Origin of the sequence: Streptomyces sp. NPDC058579, from assembly GCF_042718575.1 — a bacterium.
In the GTDB taxonomy this organism is placed as follows: Bacteria; Actinomycetota; Actinomycetes; order Streptomycetales; family Streptomycetaceae; genus Streptomyces.
Genome location: NZ_JBHXPI010000004.1, coordinates 129519 through 154514, shown reverse-complemented (window position 1 = coordinate 154514; position 24996 = coordinate 129519). Strand labels below are relative to the sequence as shown.

22 protein-coding genes are annotated in these 24996 nt (G+C 72.1%); 9 read left to right on the top strand and 13 right to left on the bottom strand.

The window, feature by feature from the left end; genetic code table 11:
* Window positions 1-2: 2 nt before the first annotated feature.
* Window positions 3-2309: a bifunctional salicylyl-CoA 5-hydroxylase/oxidoreductase gene (locus ACFWRO_RS07775; RefSeq protein ID WP_384505791.1), complete on the top strand. Its 2307-nt coding sequence runs from the start codon at window positions 3-5 to the stop codon at window positions 2307-2309.
* Here the strand turns inward: ACFWRO_RS07775 and ACFWRO_RS07770 are convergent.
* Window positions 2296-3117: a PaaX family transcriptional regulator C-terminal domain-containing protein gene (locus ACFWRO_RS07770; RefSeq protein WP_384505788.1), complete on the bottom strand. Its 822-nt coding sequence runs from the start codon at window positions 3115-3117 to the stop codon at window positions 2296-2298. The two genes, ACFWRO_RS07775 and ACFWRO_RS07770, sit on opposite strands and share 14 nt — an antisense overlap.
* A gap of 9 nt (window positions 3118-3126) precedes the next feature.
* Complete coding sequence (locus ACFWRO_RS07765) at window positions 3127-4770, bottom strand: AMP-binding protein (protein WP_384505786.1); 1644 nt, start codon at window positions 4768-4770, stop codon at window positions 3127-3129.
* A gap of 109 nt (window positions 4771-4879) precedes the next feature.
* Between ACFWRO_RS07765 and ACFWRO_RS07760 the strand changes: the two genes are divergently transcribed.
* The 5 genes from ACFWRO_RS07760 to ACFWRO_RS07740 all read left to right on the top strand — a co-directional run bounded on the left by ACFWRO_RS07760 (window position 4880) and on the right by ACFWRO_RS07740 (window position 9835).
* The gene (locus ACFWRO_RS07760; protein ID WP_384505783.1) at window positions 4880-6043 is read left to right on the top strand and encodes an acyl-CoA dehydrogenase family protein; all 1164 of its coding nucleotides are present in this window, start codon (window positions 4880-4882) and stop codon (window positions 6041-6043) included.
* Window positions 6040-6438, top strand: coding sequence for a RidA family protein (locus tag ACFWRO_RS07755; protein WP_384505780.1), 399 nt, complete (start codon window positions 6040-6042; stop codon window positions 6436-6438). The genes ACFWRO_RS07760 and ACFWRO_RS07755 overlap by 4 nt, the downstream gene beginning before the upstream one ends.
* Before the next feature lie 118 nt (window positions 6439-6556).
* Complete coding sequence (locus ACFWRO_RS07750; RefSeq protein ID WP_384505778.1) at window positions 6557-8116, top strand: MFS transporter; 1560 nt, start codon at window positions 6557-6559, stop codon at window positions 8114-8116.
* A 100-nt stretch (window positions 8117-8216) separates the two neighbouring features.
* On the top strand, window positions 8217-8717 hold the full coding sequence (gene tpx, locus ACFWRO_RS07745) for a thiol peroxidase (RefSeq protein ID WP_384505774.1): 501 nt from the start codon (window positions 8217-8219) through the stop codon (window positions 8715-8717).
* A gap of 170 nt (window positions 8718-8887) precedes the next feature.
* Window positions 8888-9835, top strand: coding sequence for a tetratricopeptide repeat protein (locus ACFWRO_RS07740; RefSeq protein ID WP_384505771.1), 948 nt, complete (start codon window positions 8888-8890; stop codon window positions 9833-9835).
* Between the two features lie 9 nt (window positions 9836-9844).
* Here the strand turns inward: ACFWRO_RS07740 and ACFWRO_RS07735 are convergent, their stop codons facing one another.
* The 5 genes from ACFWRO_RS07735 to ACFWRO_RS07715 all read right to left on the bottom strand — a co-directional run bounded on the left by ACFWRO_RS07735 (window position 9845) and on the right by ACFWRO_RS07715 (window position 16945).
* Window positions 9845-10810 carry an ABC transporter substrate-binding protein gene (locus ACFWRO_RS07735; protein ID WP_384505768.1) on the bottom strand — a complete coding sequence of 322 codons (966 nt, stop codon included), beginning with the start codon at window positions 10808-10810 and terminating at the stop codon, window positions 9845-9847.
* 1 nt (window position 10811) lies between these two features.
* Complete coding sequence (locus tag ACFWRO_RS07730; RefSeq protein ID WP_384505766.1) at window positions 10812-12791, bottom strand: ABC transporter permease; 1980 nt, start codon at window positions 12789-12791, stop codon at window positions 10812-10814.
* A gap of 67 nt (window positions 12792-12858) precedes the next feature.
* On the bottom strand, window positions 12859-13923 hold the full coding sequence (locus ACFWRO_RS07725) for a glycine betaine/L-proline ABC transporter ATP-binding protein (protein ID WP_384505763.1): 1065 nt from the start codon (window positions 13921-13923) through the stop codon (window positions 12859-12861).
* Window positions 13920-15446, bottom strand: a complete 1527-nt coding sequence (locus ACFWRO_RS07720; protein WP_384505760.1) for a GMC family oxidoreductase — start codon at window positions 15444-15446, stop codon at window positions 13920-13922. The genes ACFWRO_RS07725 and ACFWRO_RS07720 overlap by 4 nt, the downstream gene beginning before the upstream one ends.
* A complete protein-coding gene (locus ACFWRO_RS07715; protein ID WP_384505757.1) occupies window positions 15443-16945 on the bottom strand; it encodes an aldehyde dehydrogenase family protein in 1503 nt (500 codons plus the stop codon). Before ACFWRO_RS07715 ends, ACFWRO_RS07720 begins: the two co-directional genes overlap by 4 nt.
* 216 nt (window positions 16946-17161) lie before the next feature.
* Here ACFWRO_RS07715 and ACFWRO_RS07710 point away from each other — a divergent pair, with 216 nt between their 5' ends.
* Together ACFWRO_RS07710 and ACFWRO_RS07705 are read left to right on the top strand one after the other, a co-directional pair.
* The gene (locus ACFWRO_RS07710) at window positions 17162-17599 is read left to right on the top strand and encodes a nitroreductase family deazaflavin-dependent oxidoreductase (protein WP_384505754.1); all 438 of its coding nucleotides are present in this window, start codon (window positions 17162-17164) and stop codon (window positions 17597-17599) included.
* 112 nt (window positions 17600-17711) lie between these two features.
* The gene (locus tag ACFWRO_RS07705; RefSeq protein ID WP_384505751.1) at window positions 17712-17918 is read left to right on the top strand and encodes a cold shock domain-containing protein; all 207 of its coding nucleotides are present in this window, start codon (window positions 17712-17714) and stop codon (window positions 17916-17918) included.
* Here ACFWRO_RS07705 and ACFWRO_RS07700 read toward each other — a convergent pair.
* The 5 genes from ACFWRO_RS07700 to ACFWRO_RS07680 form a co-directional block, all read right to left on the bottom strand.
* Window positions 17866-19413 carry a UDP-N-acetylmuramoyl-L-alanyl-D-glutamate--2,6-diaminopimelate ligase gene (locus tag ACFWRO_RS07700; protein ID WP_384505749.1) on the bottom strand — a complete coding sequence of 516 codons (1548 nt, stop codon included), beginning with the start codon at window positions 19411-19413 and terminating at the stop codon, window positions 17866-17868. The two genes, ACFWRO_RS07705 and ACFWRO_RS07700, sit on opposite strands and share 53 nt — an antisense overlap.
* A 192-nt stretch (window positions 19414-19605) precedes the next feature.
* Window positions 19606-19743, bottom strand: coding sequence for a hypothetical protein (locus ACFWRO_RS07695; protein WP_384505748.1), 138 nt, complete (start codon window positions 19741-19743; stop codon window positions 19606-19608).
* Between the two features lie 111 nt (window positions 19744-19854).
* Window positions 19855-21384, bottom strand: a complete 1530-nt coding sequence (locus tag ACFWRO_RS07690; protein WP_362014493.1) for a UDP-N-acetylglucosamine 1-carboxyvinyltransferase — start codon at window positions 21382-21384, stop codon at window positions 19855-19857.
* A 51-nt stretch (window positions 21385-21435) separates the two neighbouring features.
* A complete protein-coding gene (locus ACFWRO_RS07685; RefSeq protein WP_384506325.1) occupies window positions 21436-21792 on the bottom strand; it encodes a VOC family protein in 357 nt (118 codons plus the stop codon).
* 212 nt (window positions 21793-22004) lie between these two features.
* Window positions 22005-22961, bottom strand: a complete 957-nt coding sequence (locus tag ACFWRO_RS07680) for a cupin domain-containing protein (RefSeq protein WP_384505745.1) — start codon at window positions 22959-22961, stop codon at window positions 22005-22007.
* A 129-nt stretch (window positions 22962-23090) separates the two neighbouring features.
* On the opposite strand from ACFWRO_RS07680, the gene ACFWRO_RS07675 reads away from it, so the two are divergent.
* Window positions 23091-23921, top strand: a complete 831-nt coding sequence (locus ACFWRO_RS07675; protein WP_384505743.1) for an NAD(P)H-binding protein — start codon at window positions 23091-23093, stop codon at window positions 23919-23921.
* 23 nt (window positions 23922-23944) lie between these two features.
* Here the strand turns inward: ACFWRO_RS07675 and ACFWRO_RS07670 are convergent, their stop codons facing one another.
* The gene (locus ACFWRO_RS07670) at window positions 23945-24970 is read right to left on the bottom strand and encodes a saccharopine dehydrogenase family protein (RefSeq protein WP_384505740.1); all 1026 of its coding nucleotides are present in this window, start codon (window positions 24968-24970) and stop codon (window positions 23945-23947) included.
* Between the last annotated feature and the right edge of the window lie 26 nt (window positions 24971-24996).

The window sequence follows — 24996 nt, the reverse complement described above, 5'->3', positions numbered from 1 at the left end:
CGATGCCCCCGCGCGAGGCGGGCCGCGCACCCACCGCCCCGCTCCGGGTCGCCGTCGTCGGCGGCGGCCCCGGCGGGCTCTACGCGGCAGCGCTGCTCAAGCGGCTCGACCCCGCCCGCGAGGTCACCGTCTGGGAGCGCAACGCCCCCGACGACACCTTCGGGTTCGGCGTCGTCCTCTCCGACGAGACCCTCGGCGGCATCGAACACGCCGACCCGTCCGTCTACCGGGCGCTCCACTACGAGTTCGTCCGCTGGGACGACATCCACATCGGCCACCGGGGCCGGCTGCTCACCTCCACAGGACACGGCTTCGCCGCCCTCGGCCGCCGCCGGCTCCTGGAGATCCTGCACGCCCGCTGCGCCGAACTCGGCGTACGGCTCCGCTTCCGTACCGAGGCGCCGCCCGCCGCCGAACTGGCCGCGGACCACGACCTCGTCATCGCCGCGGACGGCGTCCACAGCGCGACCCGCGAGGCCCACGCGGACGTCTTCCGCCCCCGGATCACCGCCCACCGCTGCCGCTACGTCTGGCTCGCCGCCGACTTCGCCCTCGACGCCTTCCGCTTCGAGATCGCCGAGACCGAGCACGGCGTGATGCAGCTCCACGGCTACCCCTTCTCCTCCACCGCCTCCACCGTCATCGTCGAGATGCGCGAGGAGGTCTGGCAGGCCGCGGGCTTCGACGAGATGGACGAGGGCGAGTCCACCGCCCACTGCGCCAAGCTCTTCGCCGACGTCCTCGGCGGCCGCCCCCTGCGCTCGAACCGCTCCACCTGGACCGCGTTCCGTACGGTCGTCAACGAGCGCTGGTCCCACGGCACGATCGTCCTCCTCGGCGACGCCGCCCACACCGCGCACTTCTCCATCGGCTCCGGCACCAAGCTCGCCGTCGAGGACGCCCTCGCGCTCGCCGCCTGCGTCGAGGAACAGCCCACGATCCCCGAGGCCCTCGCCGCGTACGAGACCGAACGCAGGCCCGTCGTCGAGTCCACCCAGCGCGCGGCGGCCGCCAGCCTGCGCTGGTTCGAGGAGATCGAGGGCCATCTCGACCAGCCGCCCCGGCAGTTCGCCTTCAACCTGCTCACCCGCAGCCGCCGCGTCACCCACGACAACCTGCGCCTGCGCGACCCCCGCTTCACCGACGCGGTGGAACGCGAATTCGGCTGCCCGCCCGGCACCCCGCCGATGTTCACCCCCTTCCGGCTGCGCGGCCTCACCCTGCGCAACCGGGTCGTGGTCTCCCCGATGGACCTGTACGTCGCCGAGGACGGCCTCCCCACCGACTACCACCTCGTCCACCTCGGAGCCAGGGCCCTCGGCGGCGCCGGACTCGTCATGACCGAGATGGTCTGCGTGAGCCCCGAGGGCCGCATCACCCCGGCCTGCACCGGCCTCTGGACCGACGAACAGGCCGAGTCCTGGAGCCGGGTCACCGCCTTCGTCCACGGCAACGCCCCCGGCACGGCGATCGGCGTCCAGCTCGGCCACTCGGGCCGCAAGGGCTCGACCCGCCGCATGTGGGAGGGCATCGACCAGCCGCTCCCCGAAGGCAACTGGCCGCTGACGGCCGCCTCCCCGCTGCCGTACCGCGAGGGGGTCAACCAGATCCCCCGAGCCCTGGACCGGGCCGGCATGACGGCCGTACGGGAGGAGTTCGTCGCCGCCACCAGGCGCGCCGCCGCCTGCGACTTCGACCTCCTCGAACTGCACTGCGCCCACGGCTACCTGCTCTCCGGCTTCCTCTCCCCGCTCACCAACCACCGCGACGACGCCTACGGCGGCCCGCTGGAGAACCGGCTCCGCTTCCCCCTCGAAGTCTTCGACGCCGTACGGGAGGTGTGGCCCGAGGACCGGCCGATGACCGTACGCCTCTCCGCGACCGACTGGGCGGACGGCGGCACCACCCCCGAGGACTCCGTGGAGATCGCCCGCGCCTTCGCCGCTCACGGCGCCGACGCCCTCGACGTCTCCACCGGTCAGGTCGTCTCCGACGAGCGCCCCGAGTACGGCCGCTCCTACCAGACCCCGTACGCCGACCGGATCAGGGGCGCGCTCGGCGTCCCGGTCATCACGGTCGGCGCGATCTCCTCCTGGGACGACGTCAACTCGCTCCTCCTGGCCGGCCGCGCCGACCTCTGCGCCCTGGCCCGTCCCCACCTCTACGACCCGCACTGGACCCTGCACGCGGCGGCCGACCAGAACTACCAGGGCCCGGCCGCGCCCTGGCCCGACCCGTACCGCGCGGGCAGCCGCACACCCCCGACGGGCCGCACGGACGCGCCGAAACCGCGGCTCAGGCTGACGTGACGTGCGCGAACTCCGCGCCCCGGTCCCGCAGCCGCTCGTGCAGCTCCGCGAAGACCGCCGCCGAGCGGGCGCCCGGCCAGTCCTGGGGCAGCAGCTCGGCCGGGAGGACCGGGTCGGCGTACGGGAGGCGGCGCCAGGAGTCCAGGGCGAAGAGGTAGTCGCGGTACGCGTCCTCCGCCGAGCCCGGCGCGGCCGTCCAGGCCCGAAGCACCGGCTCGTGGGCGGCCAGGAACTCCTCGTGGAGCTTGGCGATCGACGGCAGGTCCCACCAGCGGGCCACCGCCTCCGCCGTCGGCGCGTACCCCAGGTGCGCGCCACGGAAGAGGTCCACGTACGAGGAGAGCTCCAGCCGCTCCAGGGTGTGGCGGGTCTCCTCGTACAGCCGCGCCGGGGCGATCCAGACCCCCGGTGACGCCGTCCCGAAGCCCAGCCGGGCCAGGCGTGAGCGCAGCAGGTGGCGCTTGTGGCGCTCGGCCTCGGGGACGGTGAAGACCGCCAGGACCCAGCCGTCGGAGAGCGCCGGCTCGGTACGGGCGTAGATCCGGCGGTCGCCGTCGTCCAGGAGCTGGCGGGCGTCGTCCGACAGGACGTACCCGGCGGCCCCGTCCGCCGTCCGCCGGGGCAGCAGCAGGCCGCGCCGCTTCAGCCGGGACACCGACGAGCGCACCGACGGCGCGTCCACGCCGAGCACCGCCAGTAGCCGGATCAGCTCGGCCACCGGCAGGGGCTCCTCGCCGGGCGCGAGCCCACGGCCGTACGCGCCGTACAGCGAGACGATCAGGGAACGGGGGGTGTGCTGCTCGACCACGTGATCACTCTAGGGGGTGTCCTCCGAGGCCGCTCGCAGCCGGAATCGCTGGAGCTTGCCCGTCGCCGTCCGGGGCAGCGCGTCCAGGAAGACGATCTTCCTGGGGCTCTTGTACGGCACGAGCCGGGCCCGTACGAAGGCCCGCAGCGCGCCCGCCGTCTCCGCGTCGCGCGGCACCCCGTCCCGTACCACCGCGTACGCCACCACTATCTGGCCGCGCAGCGCGTCCTCGTGCCCCACCACCGCCGCCTCGACCACGTCCGGATGGGCGAGGAGCGCCTCCTCCACCTGGGGGCCCGCGATGTTGAAGCCCGCCGAGATGATCATGTCGTCGGCGCGGGCGACGTAGCGGAAGTAGCCCTCGGCGTCACGGACGTACGTGTCGCCCGTGACGTTCCAGCCCCGGTGGACGTACTCGCTCTGGCGCGGGTCGGCCAGATACCGGCAGCCGACCGGGCCGCGCACCGCGAGCAGCCCCTCCTCGCCGTCCGGGAGCTCGGCCCCCGCCCGGTCCACCACCCGCGCCTGCCAGCCGGGCACAGGCCGGCCGGTCGTGCCCGGGCGGATGTCGCCGTCGGCCGCCGAGATGAAGATGTGGAGGAGTTCCGTCGCCCCGATGCCGTTGATGAGCTTCAGACCGGTGCGCTCGTGCCAGGCGTCCCAGGTCGCGGCCGGCAGGTTCTCGCCCGCCGACACGCACCGCCGCAGCGAGCCGAGGGTCGACACGTCGTGGCCGCCGTGCCGGTCGATCTCCTCCAGCATCACCCGGTACGCCGTCGGCGCGGTGAAGAGAACCGACACCCGGTGGGCGGCGATCGCCTCCAACAGCTGCTTGGGGCCCGCCTGTTCGAGCAGCAGCGCGCTCGCCCCGGCGCGCAGCGGGAAGAGCACGAGCCCGCCGAGCCCGAAGGTGAAGCCGAGCGGAGGGGAGCCGGCGAAGACGTCGACCGGCTCGGGGCGCAGCACGTGCGCGGAGAAGGTGTCGGCGACGGCGAGCACGTCCCGGTGGAAGTGCATGCACCCCTTCGGCTGCCCGGTGGTCCCCGAGGTGAAGGCGATCAGGGCCACGTCGTCGGCGGCGGTCTCCACCGCCTCGTACGTGTCCGGCGCGGCGGCGGCGAGGGTCAGCAGGTCGTCCGGGGCGTCCCCGCCGAAGGCCGTGATCCGCAGCCCGGGCACCTCGGCCTTGACCAGGTCGTCCACCGTCCGGACGTCGCAGAGCGCGTGCGTGCAGCGGGCCATCTCGCACATGACGGCCAGTTCCTGGGCGCGCTGCTGGGCCAGGACGGTGACGGCCACCGCGCCCGCCTTCATCACGGCGAGCCAGCAGGCGGCCAGCCAGGGGGTGGTGGGGCCACGCAGGAGCACCCGGTTGCCGGGCCGGACGCCGAGCTCCGCGGTCAGGACGTGGGCGATCCGGTTCACCCGCCCGCTCAGCTCTCCGTAGCTCCAGACGTTCCCGTCGCCGTCCCGGAACGCGGGCCGCTCCGTGCCGAATCGTTCCACCGTACGGTCGAGCAGCTCCGTGCCGCAGTTGAGGCGTTCCGGGTAGTCGAGCCCGGGCAGATCGAAGAGCAGTCGTGGCCACTGTTCGGCGGGCGGCAGGTGATCGCGCGCGAAGGTGTCGAGGTGGGCCGAGGGGGTCAGCTCCATCAGTTCGTCCCCTTGTCGTGGTGGGGTCGCCCAACGAGCGTATCGTGATGATGACGACAGTCAACGGTGCGCGATAGAAGTGATGTCGGCGAACGGGACAGGGGACCGAATGTCCGTATTCTCACTCGATCCACAGCAGACCGCCCGCTGCGCGGAACTGCGCGCCCTCGCGGCCGAACGGCTTCGGCCGATCGCCGACAAGGGCGAACCGGGCCGCGTGAACCGCCCCCTCGTCGCCGCCCTCGGCGAGTACGGCCTGCTCGCCGGGCTCTTCGACGCGGGTGCCCTCGACCTCTGCCTGCTCCGCGAGTCCCTCGCGCAGACCTGTACGGAGGCCGAGACCGCCCTCGCCCTCCAGGGCCTCGGCGGCCACCCGGTCGCCGCCTTCGGCACCCCCGAGCAGCGGGCCCGCTGGCTGCCCGAGGTCGTCGCGGGACGGGCGGTCGCGGCCTTCGCGCTCAGCGAGCCCGAGGCGGGCTCGGACGCGGCCGCGCTCGCCCTGGAGGCCCGCCGGGACGGCGCGGGCGGCTGGCGCCTCCACGGCGAGAAGCGCTGGATCTCCAACGCCCCGGAAGCCGACTTCGCCACCGTCTTCGCCCGGACCACCCCGGGCGCCGGCGCCCGCGGCGTCACCGCGTTCCTCGTCCCGGCCGACCGGCCAGGCCTCTCCGGCAGCCCCCTCGACATGCTCGCCCCGCACGCCATCGGCAGCCTCGTCTTCGACGGGGTCCCGGTCGGCCCCGCGGACCTCCTGGGCGAGCCAGACCGGGGCTTCCGGGTCGCCATGACCACGCTCAACCGTTTCCGCCCGAGCGTCGGCGCCTTCGCGGTCGGCATGGCCCAGGCCGCCCTCGACGCCACCCTCGCGCACACCGCCACCCGCGCGGCCTTCGGCGGCGTGCTCGGCGACCTCCAGGCCGTCGCCCACCAGGTCGCCGAGATGGCCACCCGTACCGAAGCCGCCCGCCTCCTCGTCTACGCGGCGGCCGCCGCCTACGACGCCGGGGCGGACGACGTGCCCCGCCGCGCGGCGATGGCGAAGCTGCTCGCCACCGAGACCGCGCAGTACGTCGTCGACGCGGCCGTCCAGCTGCACGGGGCGCGGGCGCTGCAGCGCGGCCATCTCCTTGAGCACCTCTACCGTGAGGTGCGTGCCCCCCGCATCTACGAAGGCGCCACCGAGGTCCAGCGCACGATCATCGCCAAGGAGCTGTACGCCGCGGCGCAGAGGCCACAGACGGCGGCGAAACACCCACAGGAGGCCACGGCATGAGCCTGCACCGGCACAACCCCGCCGAACTCTCCCCGCCCACCGGCTTCTCGCACGCCGTCACCGCCAGCGGCTCCCGACTCGTCCTCCTCGCCGGGCAGACCAGCCTCGACCGCGACGGCAAGGTCGTCGGGGACACCCTGCCCGAGCAGTTCGAGACCGCCCTGACCAACCTCCTCACCGCGCTCCGGCACGCCGGCGGCTCCCCGGCCGACCTCGCCCGCGTCACGGTCTACGCCACCGACATCGCCGACTACCGCCGCAACGCTCCCGAACTGGGCCGGATCTGGCGGCGGTTGGCGGGCCGCGACTACCCGGCGATGGCCGTGATCGGAGTCGTACGGCTCTGGGACGAACAGGCGCTGGTGGAGGTCGACGGCCTCGCCGTCCTGGAGTGAACAGCAGGTGAGCGCCCGCGCACTTGATCAACTGGAGAGTCGCAGGACCCGGGCTTAATGTCGAAAGGTGGACTGACCGGCCCACGGCCTCTCTCAGTGAGCGAGGGCGCGATGCGCCATGAGTACACCGAACCCGACGCCCAACCCAGCACAGACCACGACGCCGCCCAAGAAGGGCGGCGACGGCAAGGGCATCGCCCTCTTCGTCATCGCCTCGTGTCAGCTGATGGTCGTTCTGGACATCACGATCGTCAACATCGCACTGCCCCACATCCAGGACTCGCTGAACTTCTCCACCACGAGCCTGTCCTGGGTGGTCAACGCGTACACGCTGACCTTCGGCGGACTGCTGCTGCTCGGCGGACGTGCCGGTGACATCCTCGGCCGGCGCCGCGTCTTCATCTTCGGCATCCTGCTCTTCGGATTCGCCTCACTGCTCTGCGGACTGGCCCAGAACGACTGGCAACTGCTCGCCGCCCGGGCCTTGCAGGGCGTCGGCGGCGCGATAGCCTCCCCGACCTCGCTCTCCCTGATCACCACGAACTTCGAGGAAGGCCCGGAACGCAACCGGGCCTTCGGCGTGTTCGCGGCGGTCTCGGCGGGCGGCGGCGCGATCGGCCTCGTCGCCGGCGGACTGCTCGTCGAATGGCTCGACTGGCGCTGGATCTTCTTCGTCAACGTGCCGATCGCCCTGCTCATCGCGTTCCTCACGCCCCGCCACATCAAGGAGTCCGAGCGGCACCCCGGCCACTTCGACTTCACCGGAGCGCTCACCTCCACCCTCGGCATGGTGGCGCTGGTGTACGGATTCATCCGCGCCGCCCAGGAGGGCTGGCGGGATCCGTGGACGCTGGCCTCGTTCGGCGCGGCGGTCGTCCTGCTGCTCCTGTTCATCCTGGTGGAACGGCGCTCCCGGCAGCCGATCACCCCGCTGCACATGTTCGCCGACCGCAACCGGGCGGGCACGTACGCCATCATGCTCTGCCTCGCGGCGGCGATCTTCGGGATGTTCTTCTTCCTGACGCTCTGGGTGCAGGACGTCCTGCACTTCAGCCCGCTCAAGACCGGCCTGGCGTTCCTGCCGGTGAGCGCGATCATCGCGGTCGGCGCCGGACTCACCTCCCAACTGCTCCCCAGATACGGGCCGAAACCCTTCATGGTGGCCGGCTCGTTCCTGTCGGCGGTCGGCCTGTCCTGGCTGACGCTGACCGACGTCGACTCCACCTATCTGGGCAGCGTCCTCGGCCCGATCCTGGTCTTCGGCTTCGGCATGGGCCTGATCTTCGTCTCGCTGACCATCATGGCGCTGTCCAACGTCGAACAGGCGGAGTCCGGCGCCGCGTCCGGGCTGCTCAACGCCACCCAGCAGGTGGGCGGTTCGCTCGGCCTGTCGATCCTGGTGACGGTCTTCGGCACGGCCAGCCGCAACGAGGCCAAGGATCAGATCCCGGCCTTCCTCGCCCAGGCGAGTCCCCTGGAGAAGGCCCAGTTCGCCAAGACGGGCGAACTTCCGCCGCCCTGGTCCGAAGAGGTCCTCACCGCCGGTGTCTCCCAAGGCTTCGTCACGGCCGCGGTCTTCTCCATCGTGGCGTTCGTCGTCGCCCTCTTCGTGATCCAGGTCCGCGCCTCGGACATCGAACGCCTCAAGGGCGGCATGCCACCGCCCGGAGCGGGCTGATCGGCAGCGGCCGACCGGGGCCGGTGCGGGGCGTGCCGGGGGGATCACGCCACGTACGATCGGAGATGTTGTCGTAGTCACTCTCCGAGGGAGCTTCCCCATGGCCCAGATCGCGTTCAAGGGCAACCCCGTGCAGGTCAACGGCGTGCTGCCCGCCCCCGGCAGCGTCGCTCCGGCGTTCTCGCTCGTCGCCAAGGAGCTGACGGACAGCACGCTGGAGCAGTACGCCGGTCAGCGCAAGGTGCTGAACATCTTCCCGAGCGTCGACACCGGCGTCTGCGCCGCCTCGGTGCGCGCGTTCAACGAGAAGGCCGCCGACCTGGACAACACGGTCGTGCTCTGCATCTCCGCGGACCTGCCCTTCGCCCAGTCCCGCTTCTGCGGTGCCGAGGGCCTGGAGAACGTGAAGACGCTCTCCACCGTGCGCGGCCGTGACTTCCACACCAACTACGGCGTCGACATCGCCGACGGCCCGCTGGCCGGCCTGACCGCCCGCGCCGTCGTCGTCCTCGACGAGAACAACGCGGTGCTCCACTCCGAGCTCGTCGGCGAGATCGCCACCGAGCCCGACTACGAGGCCGCCATCGCCGCCCTGAAGTAAGCGGGAACGGGTACGGGCGGGCCGCCCACGCGGCGCCCGCCCGTACCACCTGACCCTCCCACGACCGCCGGGTGAACTCTGGTGGAAGCTTGGCCCCAGGACGATTCGCGGGGTGTCGGCGCCGGGGATAGTGATCCCGGTCAGGCAGAGTTCACGCACGTGGGGGTTCGATGACGAGATGGGATGCGGTCCGGGTCCGGCAGGGTCTCGTCGACAGCTGTTCCTCGGCCGAGCAGGCCGGTGACCAGGCCCTTCGGAAGGGCAAGCCGCGCGAGGCGCGGCGGCACTACGAGCGGATGCTGGCCGAGTCGATCCGGCTGGCCGAGCAGTTCCCCGACCTCTCCACCCGGCGGGACCTGAGCCTCTCGTTCAACAAGTACGGCGACTTCTGGGTCGGCGCCGACCGCCTCGACCAGGCCGCGCAGGCGTACGAGGAGGGCCTCGCCATCGCCACCCGGCTGCGCGAGGAGAACCCCGACGACAGCCGGCTCCTGAGGGACCTCAGGTTCGGCGAGTTCAAACTCGGCGAGATCGCCCTGCGGACCGGCGGGCCCGCGGCCCAGGGCACCGCGCGCGACCGCTTCACGACCGCCCTCTCGCTCGCCGAGCACGTCGTCGAGGCCGACCCGCTCGACACCGCCGACCGCCGCGAGCTGGGCATTGTCCTGGAACGCCTCGGCCTGCTCGCGACCGAACGCCAGGACCTCGACGAGGCCGCGCGCTGGTACGCCCGCGCCCTCGCCGTACGCCGTGAACTCGCGACCGAGCTCCCCGGCGACCCCCAGGCGCGGCGCGACCTGGCCGTCCAGTTCGAACGCCTCGGCGACCTGGCCCTGCGCCGCCGCGACCTGGAAGCCGCCCGCGCCCACTACGACGAGTCCCTCTCGCTGCGCCGCGCCCTCCTCGGCGACGACCCGCGCGACCTGTCGACCCAGCGCGACCTGAGCGTCCTCTGCGAGCGCCTCGGCGACGTGGCCCTGCTCACCGACGGCCCGGAGCAGGCCCGCCAGTGGTACGACGACAGCTTCGCCATCCTGGACGCGGCCTACGGCCCCAAGCACCCCGAGACGCGCACCCTCCGCAAGAAGCTCCGCAGCCACCCCTTGACCCCGAACTGACGTCCGGCGTCATCGGGACGGCAGCCAGGTCCGCCAGGTGGCCTCGTTCTCCTTCACCCACCGAGCCGCCGCCTCCTGAGGCGACAGTTTCTGGTCCGCGATCATCAGCGCGACGTCGTTCTGCATCTCCGTCGTCCACCGGAACTTCTTCAGGAACGCGGCGGCGTCGCCACCGTCGTCCGCGAAGCGGGCGTTGAGGAACTTTTGCAGCGGCGTGTGCGGGTACGCGCAGGCCACCTTCTCCGGATCGGCGTCGCAGCCCTCCTTGTACGCGGGCAGCTTCACCTCCGTCATCGGGACCTTCTCGAACAGCCACTGGGGCTTGTACCAGTAGCTCAGGAACGGCTTCTTCTCCTTGGCGAACTGCTTGATCTGGGTGATCTGCGCCGCCTCCGAGCCCGCGAACACGACCTCGTAGTCGAGCCCCAGGCTCTTCACGAGCGCCTTGTCGTTCGTCACGTAGGACGGCGAACCGTCCAGCAACTGGCCCTTGCCGCCGCTCTCCGCGGTACGGAACTCGTCGGCGTACTTGTTCAGGTTCTTCCAGTCGGTGACGTCCGGGTGCTTCTCCGCGAAGTACGTCGGTACGAACCAGCCGATGTGGCCGGTCACCCCGAGATCGCCGCCCCGGGCGATCGTCCCCTTGTCCTCGACGTACCGCTTCTCCTGCTCCGGGTGGCCCCAGTCCTCCAGGATGGCGTCCACCCGGCCCTGGCTGAGCGCGTCCCAGGCCGGCACCTCGTCGATCTGGACGGTGTCCACCCGGTAGCCGAGCTCGTGTTCGAGCAGGTACTGGGCGACGGCGACATTGGCCTGCGCGCCCACCCACGACTGCACCGACAGGGTCACCGTGCGGGACCCCTCGGCGGCGGCGAACGGGGAGGCCTGGCGGGTCATGTCGGCTGCTCCGCAGCCGGTGAGGCCGACCGCGAGCGCGGCGGCTGTCACGAGTGCGGCGATACGGGTACGAGCCATCTCAGGCCCCCTTTCCGGAGAGGTCACGGCGCTCGGTCGGCTGGGTGACGCGGTCGAGCGTCAGGCCCAGGCAGACGATCGCCGCGCCCGCGACGAGGCCGGTCGCCAGGTCGCCCTGGGCCAGTCCGAAGACCGCGTCGTAGCCGAGCGCCCCGCCGCCCACGAGCCCGCCGATGACGACCACGGCGAGGACGAGGACCACGCCCTGGTTGACGGCGAGGAGCAGCGCGGGCCGGGCCAGCGGCAGCTGGACCTGGACGAGCTGCTGGCGGCCGGTCGCGCCCAGCGAGCGCGCCGACTCCAGCGCGGCCGGGTTCACCGCGCGTACGCCCTGGGCGGTGATCCGTACGACCGCGGGCAGTGCGTAGACCACGGCGGCCGCGACCGCCGGGGCGCGGCCCACCCCGAACAGGGCGACCACGGGGATCAGGTACACGAACTGCGGCATCGTCTGGAAGACGTCGAGCACCGGACGCAGCGCCCGTTCCAGGCGGCCGCTGCGGGCCGCGGCGACGCCGAGGGCGAAGCCGAGCAGCAGGGTCACCGCGACGGCGGCCAGGACCTGGGACAGCGTGTCGAGCGCCGGGTCCCAGACGCCGAGCACCCCGATCGCGGCCATCGCGAGGACGGCGGTCGTGGCGGTGCGCCAGGTGCCGATGAGCAGGGCGAGCGCGCCGACGGTCACCAGGACCGCCCACCAGGGCAGCCACTGCAGGCCGTCGCGCAGCGGGTTGAGGACCCACGTGGTGAAGCGCCCGGCCCAGTCGGCGGTGCCGCCGACGATCGGCACACCGGAGTAGAGGTGGGCGGTCATCCAGTCGACCGCCCCGTTGACGGGCCCGGCGATGTCCACCGTCCACGCGGTGGGCCAGGTGAGCCGGTCGGAGAGACGGCCCGCGACGGCGACGACGGCGGTCGCCACGAGGGCGACGGCCCACCCGAGCCCGGCCGACGGCACCCCGGCCCGGCGCACCGGAGCCGCGCCGATCCGCTCGCCCGCGGCGGCGGTCACCCGGTCAAGGACGACGGCGAGCAGCACGATCGGCACTCCTGCGGCCAGCGCGGCACCGACGTCCACCGAGGCCAGCGCCTGGTAGACGCGGTCGCCGAGGCCACCGGCGCCGATGACGGACGCGATCACGGCCATGCCGAGGGCCATCATGATCGACTGGTTGACGCCGAGCAGCAGCTCCTTGCGGGCCAGCGGCAGCCGGGCCGTCAGGAGCCGCTGCCTGCCGGTCGCGCCGAGCGACGCGGCGGCCTCCATGACCCCGGCGTCGGCGCCCCGCAGCCCGAGCGCGGTGAGCCGCGCCATGGGCGGGGCGGCGTAGACGACGGTCGCGAGCACGGCCGCGGGCACGCCGATGCCGAAGACGAGGACGACGGGCAGCAGATACGCGAAGGCCGGCAGCACCTGCATGGTGTCGAGGACCGGGCGCAGGATCCGGTGCATACGGTCGGACAGGCCCGCCGCAAGCCCGAGGAGCCCACCGAGCAGCACGGACGCGGCGACGGCGACCACCATGAGGGCGAGCGTCTGCATGGTGGGAACCCACATGCCGAGCAGCCCGCAGGCGCCGAACGCGGCGACGGACGTCAGCGCGAGCCGTACGCCCGCGACCCGCCAGGCCACGAGCCCGGCGGCGGCGGTCACACCGGCCCAGCCGAGCGCGAGCAGCACGAGGTACACCGCGCGCACGGAGACGACCACGACGTTGCTGACGTGCCCGAGGAAGTACAGGAACAGCGGGTGGCCGTCGCGGTTGTCGATGATCCAGTCGCTGGTGCGGCCGAGCGGTCCCGACACGTCGACGGAGAACGCCGAGGGCCAACCGCCGGCGCCCAGCAGGACGCCGCCGAGGACGAGCGCGAGGAGCGCGCCGGCCCCGATCAGCCGGCCGCGGCCGCGCGCGACGGCCCGCAGCACGGCGCCGACACCACCCGGGCCGCCCGACGAGGCGGAGGTGACGGTGGCGGTCATCGGCCCCACCGCCCGAGAGCCGTACGGGTCGGACCGCCCGGCGGCGGCCAGGTCGAATGGGCGAACATCAGGCCACCGCCTTCCCCGACGCGGCGGACGGGACCCCGGCGACGACGCCGAGGAGCCCCGCGTGGTCGACCACGCCGAGACACCGGCCGTCCTCGACGACCCGCGCGTTCACGCCCGTACGGGCCACGGCCTCGATGGCCTCGTGGACGGTGGCGCTCGGGGCGAGCGAAGGCCCGCCCTCGCGCTCGTCGGGGAGCGCGGGGCGCATCGCCGAGCGGACGGTCAGGACCTGTTCGCGCGGCACGTCCCGGACGAAGTCCCTCACGTAGTCGTCGGCGGGGGAGCCCACGATGTCCTCGGGCGTGCCCAGCTGGACTATCTGCCCGTCGCGCATCAGCGCGATGCGGTCGCCGAGCTTCAGCGCCTCGCTCAGGTCGTGCGTGATGAAGACCATCGTCCGCCCCTCCTCCCGGTGCAGGCGGACGACCTCCTCCTGCATGTCCCGGCGGATCAGCGGGTCGAGCGCGCTGAACGGCTCGTCGAACAGCAGGACTTCGGGGTCCACGGCGAGCGCGCGGGCAAGCCCGACCCGCTGCTGCTGGCCACCGGACAACTGGCCCGGCCTGCGGTCCTCCATGCCCTCCAGGCCCACCTTGGCGACGAACTCCGCCGCCCGCTCGCGCCGTTCGGCACGCCCCACGCCCTGGATCTCCAGTCCGTAGGCGATGTTGTCGAGCACGGACCGGTGCGGCAGCAGGCCGAAGTGCTGGAAGACCATCGACGCCCGGTGCCGGCGCAGCTCGCGCAGCCGGCCGGCGTCCATGGCCAGCACGTCCTCGCCGTCGATGGAGAGGGTGCCCGAGGTCGGCTCGATGAGCCGGGTCAGACAGCGCACGAGGGTCGACTTGCCCGAGCCCGACAGGCCCATGACGACGAAGACCTCGCCTCTTCGGACGTCGAAGGAGACCTCGCGGACGGCGGCGGTGCAGCCGGTGCGCTCGCGCAGCTCGGCGGGGCCGAGGGCGGCGAGTTCCGGGTCTGCGGGCACGCGGTCGGCCTTCGGACCGAAGACCTTCCACAGGTCACGCACGGAGAAGACGGGGTTGGCCGGACTGGTACTCATCGTTTGCTGCCTCCCAGCAGGTCGGCGCATTTCTCGCCGACCATGAGCACGCCGATCATCGGGTTCACGGCGGTCATGGTCGGGAAGACGGACGCGTCGGCGATCCGGATGCCGTCGAGGCCCCGGATCCTCAAGTCGGGCGCGACGACGGCTAGTTCGTCGTCGGCGGCCCCCATTCGGCAGGTGCCGGCCGGGTGGTAGACGGTGTGCGCCACGTGCCGGGCGTAGGCGCTGAGCTCCTCGTCGGAGGTGACCTCGGGCCCCGGACAGACCTCGCGCTTCAGCCATCCGGCGAGCGGCTCGCTCGCCGCGATCCGCCGGGCGATGCGGATCCCGTCGACGAGGGTCCGGCCGTCGTAGTCGTCCTCGTCGGTGAAGTACCGGAAGTCGAGGGCGGGTTTGACCTCGGGGTCGGCGCTCGTCAGGTAGAGCCGGCCGCGGCTGCGCGGCTTGGGGATGTTCGGGGTCATCGAGACGCCGTGCGCGGGCCGTTCGTAGCCCAGCCGCTCGGGGTTGTCGGTGAAGGGGATCTGGTAGAAGTGGAACATCAGGTCCGGCCCCTCTTCCGCCGGATCCCGCCGGACGAAGAGCCCGGCGTCGGAGTCCATCGCCGAGTTCTCCGGGATCGGACCGTGGGTCTCCCAGACGATGACGGACTCGGGGTGGTCCAGCAGGTTCTCCCCGACGCCCGGCAGGTCGTGCACGACGGGGATGCCGAGCTTCTCCAGGTCGGCGCGCGGCCCGATGCCGGAGTGCAGCAGCAGACGCGGGGTGTCCACGGCCCCCGCGCACACCAGGACCTCGCGCCGGGCGCGTACGACGTGTTCCGCGCCGTCCTTCGTACGGATGTGCACGCCGGTGGCGCGGGTGCCTTCGAGGTCGAGCCGGAACGCCCAGGTCTCCAGGGCGATGTGCAGGTTCGGCCGGTCCAGGAAGGGGTGCAGGTAGGCCACGGACGCGGAGGACCGCTTGTTGTTCTCGGGGTGGTAGGCGAGATCGAAGAAGCCGACGCCCTCGTGGAAGGGCTGCCGGTTGAACCCCTCGACGCGCGGAACGCCGAGCGCGCTCTGCGCCGCGTCGACGAAGTCCCGGGCGATCGCGTTCCGGTCGGCCTCGTCGACGGGGACGATGTTGTTGCGCAGCCGGGCGAAGTACGGGTCCATGGCCGCCGCGTCCCACCCCTCGGCGCCGGCCTCGGCCCACTCGTCCCAGTCGGAGGGCAGCGGCTTGAACGCGATGAGGGTGTTGTGCGAGGAGCACCCGCCGAGCACCCGCGCACGGCTGTGCCGGATGTACGAGTTGCCCCGGGGCTGCGCGGTGGTGGGGTAGTCGTAGTCCAGCTCACCGCCGAGCAGGCCCATCCAGCGGCGCAGGGTGAGGACGTCGTCGCGGCCGACGTCGCTGGGGCCGCCCTCGATGACGGCGACGCTGACGTCCGGGTCCTCGGTCAGCCGGGAGGCGATGACGGAACCGGCCGTACCGCCGCCGACGACGACGTAGTCGTACACGTGCTGCTCGCTCATGCCTGGTCCTTCTCGCCCGCGAACCAGCGCACCGGGCGCGGAGCGAGGTTCTGGTAGATGTGCTTGGCCTCGCGGTACTCGGCGAGGCCGCTCGGGCCGAGCTCGCGGCCGATGCCGGACTTGCCGAAGCCGCCCCATTCCGCCTGCGGAAGGTACGGGTGGAAGTCGTTGATCCAGACGGTTCCGTGCCGCAGCCGGCCCGCGACGCGCCGGGCGCGCTCCTCGTCGGCGGTCCACACCGCTCCGGCGAGGCCGTACTCGGTGTCGTTGGCGAGGGTGACGGCCTCCTCCTCGGTGCGGAAGGTCTCCACGGTGAGGACGGGCCCGAAGATCTCCTCGCGGACGACGCGCATACGGCGGTGGCAGTGGTCCAGGACGGTGGGCCGGAAGAAGTAGCCGGGCCCGGCGGGCTTCTCGCCACCCGCCCGCAGCACCGCGCCCTCGCCGAGTGCGGAGGACACGTAGTCCTCGACCCGGGCGACCTGGGCGGCGGAGACCAGCGGCCCGCACTCGACGCCTTCGTCGGTGCCGCGGCCGAGCCGGATCAGTTCGGCCCGGCGGGCGAGTTCGGCGACGAAGCGCTCGCGCAGCGACTCCTCGACGATGAGGCGGGAGCCGGCGGAGCAGACCTGGCCGCTGTGGATGAAGGCGGCGTTGAGCGCCTGGTCGACGGCGGTGTCGAAGCCCTCGGGCGTCGCACAGGCGTCGGCGAACACGACGTTGGGGTTCTTGCCGCCGAGTTCGAGGGCGACCTTCTTCACGCTGTCGGCGGCCGCCCTCGCGACCTTCGTACCGCTGACGAGCCCGCCCGTGAACGAGACGAGGTCGACGTCGGGGTGCTCGGCGAGCCGGGCGCCGACGGTGGCGCCGGGCCCGGTGACGATGTTCGCGGCGCCGAGCGGCAGCCCGGCCTCCATCAGCAGCTCGACGAGCGCGACGGTGGTCAGGGGAGTGATCTCGCTCGGCTTGATCACGAAGGTGTTGCCGGCGGCGAGGGCGGGCGCGACCTTCCAGCTGGCCTGGAGCAGCGGATAGTTCCACGGCGTGATCAGAGCGCAGACACCGACGGGCTCATGCACGACGACGCTGTGGATCTCCTCGGACCCGGCGTCGACGATCCGCGCGCCGCTCTCCTTCTCCACGAGGTCGGCGAAGTAGAGGAAGGCGTCGCGGACGCAGTCGACGTCGACGCGCCCTTCCTCCAGCGTCTTGCCCGCGTCCTGGCTCTCCAGGGCGCCGATCCGCTCCCGGTCGCGCTCCAGCAGGCCCGCGACCCGCCGCAGCAGGGCGGCGCGCTCGGCGACGGGCGTGCGTGGCCAGGAACCGTCGTCGAACGCGGCTCGGGCCGAGGCCACGGCGTCGTCGGTGTCCTGGACACCGCCTTCCGCCACGACGGCGAAGGCGGTCGCGTCGACGGGATCGATGATCTCGCGCGTGGCGCCGGAGAGGGCTGAGCGCCACTCTCCACCCACGTGGATGGTCTGCTGTGTTGCGGTCACGTCGCGTACGGCCTTTCGTTCCTTTGAGTCCCCCTGCCGGTAGGACCGGCGGTCCGGCCGCCTGCCCTGGCTACCGGGATCCATGCGCAACGCCTTGCGGAGAGTGGCCTGCTTCACGCGCCAACACGCCGAAAAGGAGACATTTGACCCCACTCATATCCCTGAGGCGGGAGTCTCTGATGGACTGACCGGACCGACGCGAGAAGAGGGAGCGACATGCCGCTTGAGGGAACGTACGAGCCCAGCCCGACGCAGTGGGTACGGGAGCAGGTCGAGCTGTACGAGGGCTCGGGCGGCACGGAGGGCACGACGATGCGCGGCCTGCCCGTCGTCCTCGTGACCAACGTCGGCGCGAAGAGCGGCAAGCTCCGCAAGACCCCGCTCATGCGGGTGGAGCACGAGGGCGCGTACGCGCTCGTCGCCTCCAACGGCGGCGCCGTGAAGCACCCCGTCTGGTACCACAACCTGGTCGCCTTTCCGCAGGTCGAGCTGCGTGACGGGACGGGCCGGTGGGACATGAAGGCCCGGCTCGTGACCGGCGAGGAGCGCCAGGCCTGGTGGGAACGGGCCGTCGCGGCCTTCCCCACCTACGCCGACTACCAGCGCGGGACCGACCGGGAGATCCCCGTCTTCGTGGTGGAACCCGTCGAGTGAGCTGCTCTCTCCATCACGCTCCGTAGCGGCCCGATCGCTTGAGGGATCTTCCCAAGGCGCCCGTCCAGAGGTGAGATGGAAGGGAGGTGCAAGCCGCCCGAGGGAGTCCATCGTGAACGGCCGCCGCAAGGGACTCGTGACGTACTTCAACCAGGAGGGCGGGTACGGGTTCATCACCCCGTACGGAGACGAGGACGCCGTCTACGTCCGAGCCGAGGACATAGAGACGGCGGACCAGGTCCTCTCCGAGGGCCAGCAGGTCAGCTTCACCCTCGAACTGACCCCGGGCCGGTTCGAGGCCCGGCGGGTACGCCCGTAGCGCCGGCTCCGGAGTAGTCGTCGGCGAGTTCGCGCGCGGTCGCCATGTCGCTGAAGGGCAGCAGCTCGTCGCCGACGATCTGGTGCGGCTCGCTGCCCTTGCCGGCGATCAGGACGGTGTCCCGCGGGCCTGCCGCGGACAGGGCGAACGCGATGGCCTCGCGGCGGTCGGCGATCCGCTCGTACGGTGTGCCGGTCGCGGCGAGGCCGGGGACGATCTGGTCCAGGATGGTCTGCGGGTCCTCGTTGCGCGGGTTGTCCGAGGTGAGGACGCACAGGTCGGAGTGGGTCCCGGCGATCCGCCCCATGTCGGCCCGCTTCGTCGTGTCCCGGTCGCCGCCGCAGCCGAAGACGGTGATCACCCGGCCGCGCGCGTAGCCGCGGATGGTCGTCAGGACCTTGTCCAGGGAGTCCGGGGAGTGGGCGTAGTCCACGATCACCGACGTACCGCCCGGAGTCTCGAAGCGCTCGAACCGGCCGGGGACGGGCGGCATCAGCTCGAGCGCGGTGACGAGGGAGCCCAGCTCGTGGCCGAGGACGTGGCAGGCGGCCAGCGTGGCGAGCGCGTTGGCCACCGAGAACCGGCCGGGGACCGGGATCGACGCCGGATACGTACGCCCGCCGTGGTGCAGGGTGAACCGCGTGCCGGACGCGCTGACGACGAGGCCGGTGGCCCGGTAGTCCGCCGGCGTGTCGAGGGCGTACGTGGTCACCGCACCCGGCATCATCGCCACGATCCCGGCGCCGACCGGGTCGTCGACGTTGACCACGGCGCGCCGGCACAGCCCCTGGAAGAGACGGAGCTTGGCGTCCCGGTAGTTCGCCATCGTCCCGTGGTCGTCGAGGTGGTCCTGCGTGAGGTTGGTGAACACCCCGACGTCGATGAACGTACGGTCCACCCGGTGCGTCAGCAGGCCCATCGACGTGGCCTCGAGGACCACACTGCCGGTCCCGCGGTCACGCATGCACCCGAGGAGATACTGCAGGTCCGGCGATTCCGGGGTGGTCAGCACGGAGCGCGGCATCGGGATCAGCTCGTCGCCGATGCGGCTGCCGGCCGTTCCGATGACCCCCACCTTCGCGCCCTCGGCGATCCGCAGGGCGGACTCGACCATGTACGAGACCGATGTCTTGCCGTTGGTGCCGGTGATCGCCACGACATCCATCTGCCGCCCCGGTTCGCCGTAGTAACGGGAGGTCACGACCGCGGCCGCCCTCCGGACGTCCGGCACCCGCACGGCACACGCGCCCGGCGGCCACACCGAAGACGGGAGCGCCGGTCCGGTGCCGTCGACGAGTACGGCGGCCGCTCCGCGGGCGAGCGCGGGCGCCACGGAGTCGGGCCCGCCCTCCTGGTGTCCGGGCACGGCGATGAACAGGCAACCCGGCGTCACCCGCTCCACGTCGAAGGTGGGCCCCGCGGTGATCAGAGTCCTGCCCGGGGCACCGTGGAGGACGTGGTGCTCCTGGCCGGCCAGCAAGTCGCTCAGCTTCACAATGATCCCTTCGAGGTGGCTCGGCCCATGCGTGCGGCCGTCGCCAGGCGGCAGCGCCGGCGAGTGCCGGAAGGCTGCTGTGGTGATGTGGAGCGGGGCGGAGACCGCCCGGCGACAGAAGGGCGAGGCGGCCTCGGCCGGTGAGAGACCCGGCGTACGGCACGCGGAGCGGCGCGCCGGGGAGAGGGATCGCTAGCCGTGGCCGTGCAGGGCGATGCGGCGGATCCGGGGCGCTTCGACGTCAGCGGCGGTGGCCGGGTCGACGACGGCCGCACCCACTCCGGACGCGGCCTGCCGCAGGCACTGCCACGTCGAACCGGTGCGACCCATGGAGCGAGTGTATGGCCGTTCCACCGGCCGACCCGCCCGAAAAGCACCGCCGCACCCTGTCTGACCAGCGTATTCGCAGGTCAGACAGGGTGCGGCGGTGTGGTGTTCGGGTCAGATGTCCCGGAAGATCTCGATCTGCGCGCCCACCGAGTTCAGGCGTTCCGCCAGTTCCTCGTAGCCGCGGTTGATGACGTAGACGTTGCGCAGGACCGACGTGCCCTCGGCCGCCATCATCGCCAGCAGGACGACGACCGCCGGGCGAAGGGCCGGGGGGCACATCATCTCGGCCGCGCGCCAGCGGGTCGGGCCCTCGACCAGGACGCGGTGGGGGTCGAGGAGCTGGAGGCGGCCGCCGAGGCGGTTGAGGTCGGTGAGGTAGATGGCGCGGTTGTCGTAGACCCAGTCGTGGATGAGGGTCTTGCCCTGCGCCGTCGCCGCGATGGCCGCGAAGAACGGCACGTTGTCGATGTTCAGGCCCGGGAACGGCATCGGGTGGATCTTGTCGATCGGGGCCTCCAGCTTGGAGGGCCGGACCGTCAGGTCCACCAGGCGCGTGCGGCCGTTGTCCGCCGCGTACTCCGGCGAGCGGTCGTGGTCGAGGCCCATCTCCTCCAGGACCGCGAGCTCGATCTCCATGAACTCGATCGGGACCCGGCGGATCGTCAGCTCCGACTCCGTCACCACGGCCGCGGCCAGCAGGCTCATCGCCTCGACCGGGTCCTCCGAGGGGGAGTAGTCCACGTCCACGTCGATCCGCGGGACACCGTGCACGGTCAGCGTCGTCGTGCCGATGCCGTCCACCCGTACGCCCAGCGCCTCCAGGAAGAAGCAGAGGTCCTGGACCATGTAGTTGGAGGAGGCGTTGCGGATGACGGTCACGCCGTCGTGGCGGGCCGCGGCCAGCAGCGCGTTCTCCGTCACGGTGTCGCCGCGCTCGGTCAGCACGATCGGGCGGTCGGGGGAGACCGACCGCTCGACCTGCGCGTGGTAGAGGCCCTCGGTCGCCGTGATGTCGAGGCCGAAGCGGCGCAGCGCGATCATGTGCGGCTCGATCGTGCGCGTACCGAGGTCGCAACCGCCCGCGTACGGCAGCTTGAAGCGGTCCATGCGGTGCAGCAGCGGGCCGAGGAACATGATGATCGAGCGGGTCCGGATCGCCGCCTCGGCGTCGATCGAGTCCATGTCCAGCTCGGCGGGCGGCACGATCTCCAGGTCGACCCCGTCGTTGATCCAACGGGTGCGCACGCCGATGGAGTTGAGGACCTCCAGGAGCCGGAAGACCTCCTCGATCCGGGCGACGCGGCGCAGGACCGTGCGGCCGCTGTTGAGGAGCGTGGCGCAGAGCAGCGCGACACACGCGTTCTTGCTCGTCTTGACGTCGATGGCGCCGGAGAGCCGGCGGCGGCCGACGACCCGCAGATGCATGGGTCCGGCGTAACCGAGGGACACGATCTCGCTGTCGAGTGCTTCGCCGATGCGTGCGATCATCTCAAGGCTGATGTTCTGGTTGCCACGTTCGATCCGGTTCACGGCGCTCTGGCTTGTGGCCAGGGCTTCGGCGAGCTGCGTCTGTGTCCAGCCACGGTGCTGACGGGCGTCACGGATGAGCTTGCCGATGCGTACGAGGTAGTCGTCTGCCATGGGCGTCACGTTATCTCAGATATGAGATGACGCTCGCGTGGGGGTGGGCCGTCAGGGTGACGCGCCGTGCGCAGTGGGGTGACGCGGTTCGTACAGGGGCAGTTCGGCCCCGCTCGGCAGCCGTACGGCGGCGAGCAGACCCCAGCCCTGATCGCTGATGGGCCGTGAGATCTCGGCGCCGCGATCCTCGAGGGTGGTGAGCGTGGCGGCGATGTCGTCGCACATCAGATAGAACTCGTGCTTCGACTCACCCGCCGTCGGGTGCACCGCGACCTCGGCCGGCGGCAGCTTGAAGACGAGCCAGCCGCCACCGGCGTCGACGTGGTCGAAGCCGAGGACGTCCTTGAGGAAGGCCCGGTCGGCGTCGGCGTCCGGGGTGTAGAGAATCACATGCGCGCCGCTGAACATGCCCATGCTCCGATCCTCGGCCCACCGCCCGGCCCCGGCAATCGAACCGCGCCCGTACGGGGGTCGGGTGGCGATGGTCCTGAGCTCGGGCGGCGACGGTCCTGAGCTCGTACGGGGTCGGGCGGCGACGGTCCTGAGTTCGTACGGGGTCGGGCGGCGACGGTCCTGAGCCCGTAGGGGGTCAGGCGGCGAAGGCCCCGGCTCGTACGGGGTCAGGCCGCGACGGTTCTCGCGGCAGCGCGGTGGTGGCTGGGGCGGGTTCCGTGGACGCGCTGGAAGGCCACGCTCAGCCCGAACGCGCTGCGGTAGCCCACCTGTCGGGCGATCGCCTCCACCGTCTCGTCGGTGCGCGCCAGAAGGTCGGCCGCCAGCGCCAGGCGCCAGCCGGTCAGATAGGCCATCGGGGGTTCGCCGACGAGCTCGGTGAAGCGGCGGGCCAGCGTCGCGCGCGACACGCCGCTCTCCTCGGCGAGCGCCGCCACGGTCCACGTCTGCTCCGGGCGGTCGTGGATCAGCCGGAGCGCCCGGCCCGCGACCGGGTCGCCGAGCGCCCGGTACCAGCCCGGCGGATCGGCCTCCGGACGGCTGAACCACTCCCGCAGTGTGCACAGCAGCAACAGGTCCAGGAGCCGGTCGAGGACCGCCTGCTGCCCCGGGTCGTCGCGGCCGATCTCGGCGGCCGTCAGGTCCATGATCGGTGCGGGTCCGCCCTCGGGGCGGACCACGAGGACCCGGGGGAGCGTGCTCAGCAGACGCTCCGAGACCCGCCCGCCGACCCGATAACTGCCGGTCAGCAGCACCGCGGGGCCGTCCGCACTGTTCCCGCACACCCGCGGGCCCAGGATGACGTCCTCGCTGATCTCCTCACCGTCGGCCGTCGTGCACCGGTCGGGACCTTCCCGTACGTACAGCGGCGGCGCCCCCGAACCGTCCTCGTCGCCGACGCAGAACGGCTCCGAGCCGACGACGACGGCCACGTCACCCTCGCCGAGCGCGACCGGCGGCTCGCCGTCACCCACGTCGACGAGGCCTGAGCCCCGCAACATGGTGACCAGGGTGAGCGGTGCGCGGTCGGCGAACCGGACCGACCACGGGGGCGCCAAGTGGTTCCGGCTGAACAGCGCGCCCTCGGCCCTCACCTCGTACAGCAGGCTCCCCAACGCGTCCATACGGCAAGGTTAGACGCTCAGACATCGGATTGAGTCGACAGACCATTCCCCGCCTCACCACCGGCGCGTTTGACTCGTTCCATGACGACGAAGACGACGAAATCGAGGAATGCGATGACGAAGAGTTCGGTGACGAAGCCTGTCCTGGTCCTCGGCAGCACCGGCAAGACCGGCCGCCGTGTCCTCTCCCGCCTCCAGAACGCCGGCCACGAGGTGCGCGCCGCCTCCCGTAAAGGACCGACCCCCTTCGACTGGACCGACGAGTCCACCTGGGAGCCGGCGCTCGCCGGCGCGGGCGCGGTCTATCTGGTCGACGCGCAGACCGACACGGCGGCGGACTCGATGCGCGCCTTCAGCCGGCTCGCCGCCGCGCGCGGGGTCGAGCGGCTCGTCCTGCTCTCCGCCAACGACTGGGTGGTGCCGGACGGCGAGGAGAAGCTGCCCTGCGAGCGCGCGGTACGGGAGTCGGGCACGGCCTGGACCATCGTGAAGCCGGCCTGGTTCGCCCAGAACTTCAGCGAGGACCCCTTCTACCTCGGGCAGATCCTCGACGGCGAGGTCGTCAGCTCGACGGGGACCGGCGGCGAGCCGTTCGTCGACGCCGAAGACATCGCCGATGTGGCGGTGGCCGCCCTCACCGAGGACGGCCACGCCGGGGAGACGTACCGACTGACCGGGCCGCGCCTGCTCGGTCTCGACGACGTCATGGACGAGATCGGCCGCGCCACGGGCCGGGACATCGCCCATCGCGCGGTCCCGCCGGAGGAGTTCGCGGCCTTCGGCGTGCGCCAGGGGCTGTCGGGGGAGTACGTGGAGCTGGTCAACATGCTCTACGGCTGGATCCGCGAGGAGCGCTTCGCCCAGCTCGCCGACGGTGTGCAGCGCGCACTCGGCCGCGAACCGCGCGACTTCGCGGAGTACGTCCGTACCACCGCCGCGACGGGCGTCTGGCACGGCTGACCCCGGCCGCCTTGTGCCTCGGTCTACAGCTCCACCGAGAGGTCGGCGGACAGGGCGCGGAGGAAGTCCGGCGCGTCGAACATCGCCCCGGCAGAGGCGACTCCGACAGTCCGGCTCCGGCCAGTGAGCAGCCGGTCGACCGCCTCCACGGCGAGCGGCGCGCTGACGGCGTAGATGTCCCGGCCGCTCGCCGTGGCGCGCAGCTCCTCGCCGCCGGAGCGGACGAGGACGTCGACGAGGAAGGTCTGCGCGGAACGCCCCCGCTCGTCGGCAGCGGCCGGTGCCGGGGTGTCGGGGGCGGCCACGTCCCTGGCCGCTTCGACGGCCATGTACGTACGGACCTCCGGGACGGCCAGGTGACTGGGGACGGTGACGACGTCGGCCATGGTGAAGTCGCCGATCACGTCCCTGACCCCGAGCGGCTCGGGGAAGGACCACTTCACGGTCGGCCGGGTGCCGTCGCCGTACTCCAGGCGCCCCTTGGTGTAACGGACGTTCCGGCCTTCCCTGCGCCGCCGGGAGATCGCGCCGCCCGCGCGGGTCCCGGCCGTCGGGTGCCAGCTGCTCAGCCCGTACGCGACATGGACCTCGTCGGCCGTCGTCCGGTCGCCAAGGGCCGCGCTGACCAGCAGGTCGCCGAGGCCGCCGAAGAAGGCCATCGCGGGGAGGACGGCCGTGTCCGCGGCGCGCGCCGGCTCGGCGAACCGCGCGAACGTGTCGAGGTTGGCCTCGATCTCGGCCGCCACGTCCACGTACGGGATGCCGGCCCGCAGCGCCGCCTCGATCACCGGGGCGGCGGTCGCGGCGAAGGGCCCGGCGGAGTTGATCACGGCGGCGGCGCCGGCCAGGGCCCGGTCGAGCGCGGCCGGGTCGTCGACCGAGGCGGGCCGGACCTCGACGCCCGGCAGCGACGCCGCGAGCTCCCGCAGCTTGTCGGCGTCGCGCCCCGACAGGACCGGGACGAACCCGCGCGCGATCAGCTCCGCCACCACGAAACGCCCGGTGTGCCCGTAGGCGCCGTACACCGCGACCGTCTGACCTGCACTCATGAGATCCCCTATGTCCATGCTTCGTA

Bases quoted from the DNA above. Each gene is read 5' to 3' on its own strand.
- ACFWRO_RS07775 (WP_384505791.1), top strand. From the start codon at position 3: ATGCCCCCGCGCGAGGCGGGCCGCGCACCCACCGCCCCGCTCCGGGTC.
- ACFWRO_RS07765 (WP_384505786.1), bottom strand. From the start codon at position 4,770: ATGGAGCTGACCCCCTCGGCCCACCTCGACACCTTCGCGCGCGATCAC.
- ACFWRO_RS07760 (WP_384505783.1), top strand. From the start codon at position 4,880: ATGTCCGTATTCTCACTCGATCCACAGCAGACCGCCCGCTGCGCGGAA.
- ACFWRO_RS07755 (WP_384505780.1), top strand. From the start codon at position 6,040: ATGAGCCTGCACCGGCACAACCCCGCCGAACTCTCCCCGCCCACCGGC.
- ACFWRO_RS07750 (WP_384505778.1), top strand. From the start codon at position 6,557: ATGAGTACACCGAACCCGACGCCCAACCCAGCACAGACCACGACGCCG.
- tpx (WP_384505774.1), top strand. From the start codon at position 8,217: ATGGCCCAGATCGCGTTCAAGGGCAACCCCGTGCAGGTCAACGGCGTG.
- ACFWRO_RS07740 (WP_384505771.1), top strand. From the start codon at position 8,888: ATGACGAGATGGGATGCGGTCCGGGTCCGGCAGGGTCTCGTCGACAGC.
- ACFWRO_RS07735 (WP_384505768.1), bottom strand. From the start codon at position 10,810: ATGGCTCGTACCCGTATCGCCGCACTCGTGACAGCCGCCGCGCTCGCG.
- ACFWRO_RS07730 (WP_384505766.1), bottom strand. From the start codon at position 12,791: ATGACCGCCACCGTCACCTCCGCCTCGTCGGGCGGCCCGGGTGGTGTC.
- ACFWRO_RS07725 (WP_384505763.1), bottom strand. From the start codon at position 13,923: ATGAGTACCAGTCCGGCCAACCCCGTCTTCTCCGTGCGTGACCTGTGG.
- ACFWRO_RS07720 (WP_384505760.1), bottom strand. From the start codon at position 15,446: ATGAGCGAGCAGCACGTGTACGACTACGTCGTCGTCGGCGGCGGTACG.
- ACFWRO_RS07710 (WP_384505754.1), top strand. From the start codon at position 17,162: ATGCCGCTTGAGGGAACGTACGAGCCCAGCCCGACGCAGTGGGTACGG.
- ACFWRO_RS07695 (WP_384505748.1), bottom strand. From the start codon at position 19,743: ATGGGTCGCACCGGTTCGACGTGGCAGTGCCTGCGGCAGGCCGCGTCC.
- ACFWRO_RS07690 (WP_362014493.1), bottom strand. From the start codon at position 21,384: ATGGCAGACGACTACCTCGTACGCATCGGCAAGCTCATCCGTGACGCC.
- ACFWRO_RS07685 (WP_384506325.1), bottom strand. From the start codon at position 21,792: ATGTTCAGCGGCGCGCATGTGATTCTCTACACCCCGGACGCCGACGCC.
- ACFWRO_RS07680 (WP_384505745.1), bottom strand. From the start codon at position 22,961: ATGGACGCGTTGGGGAGCCTGCTGTACGAGGTGAGGGCCGAGGGCGCG.
- ACFWRO_RS07670 (WP_384505740.1), bottom strand. From the start codon at position 24,970: ATGAGTGCAGGTCAGACGGTCGCGGTGTACGGCGCCTACGGGCACACC.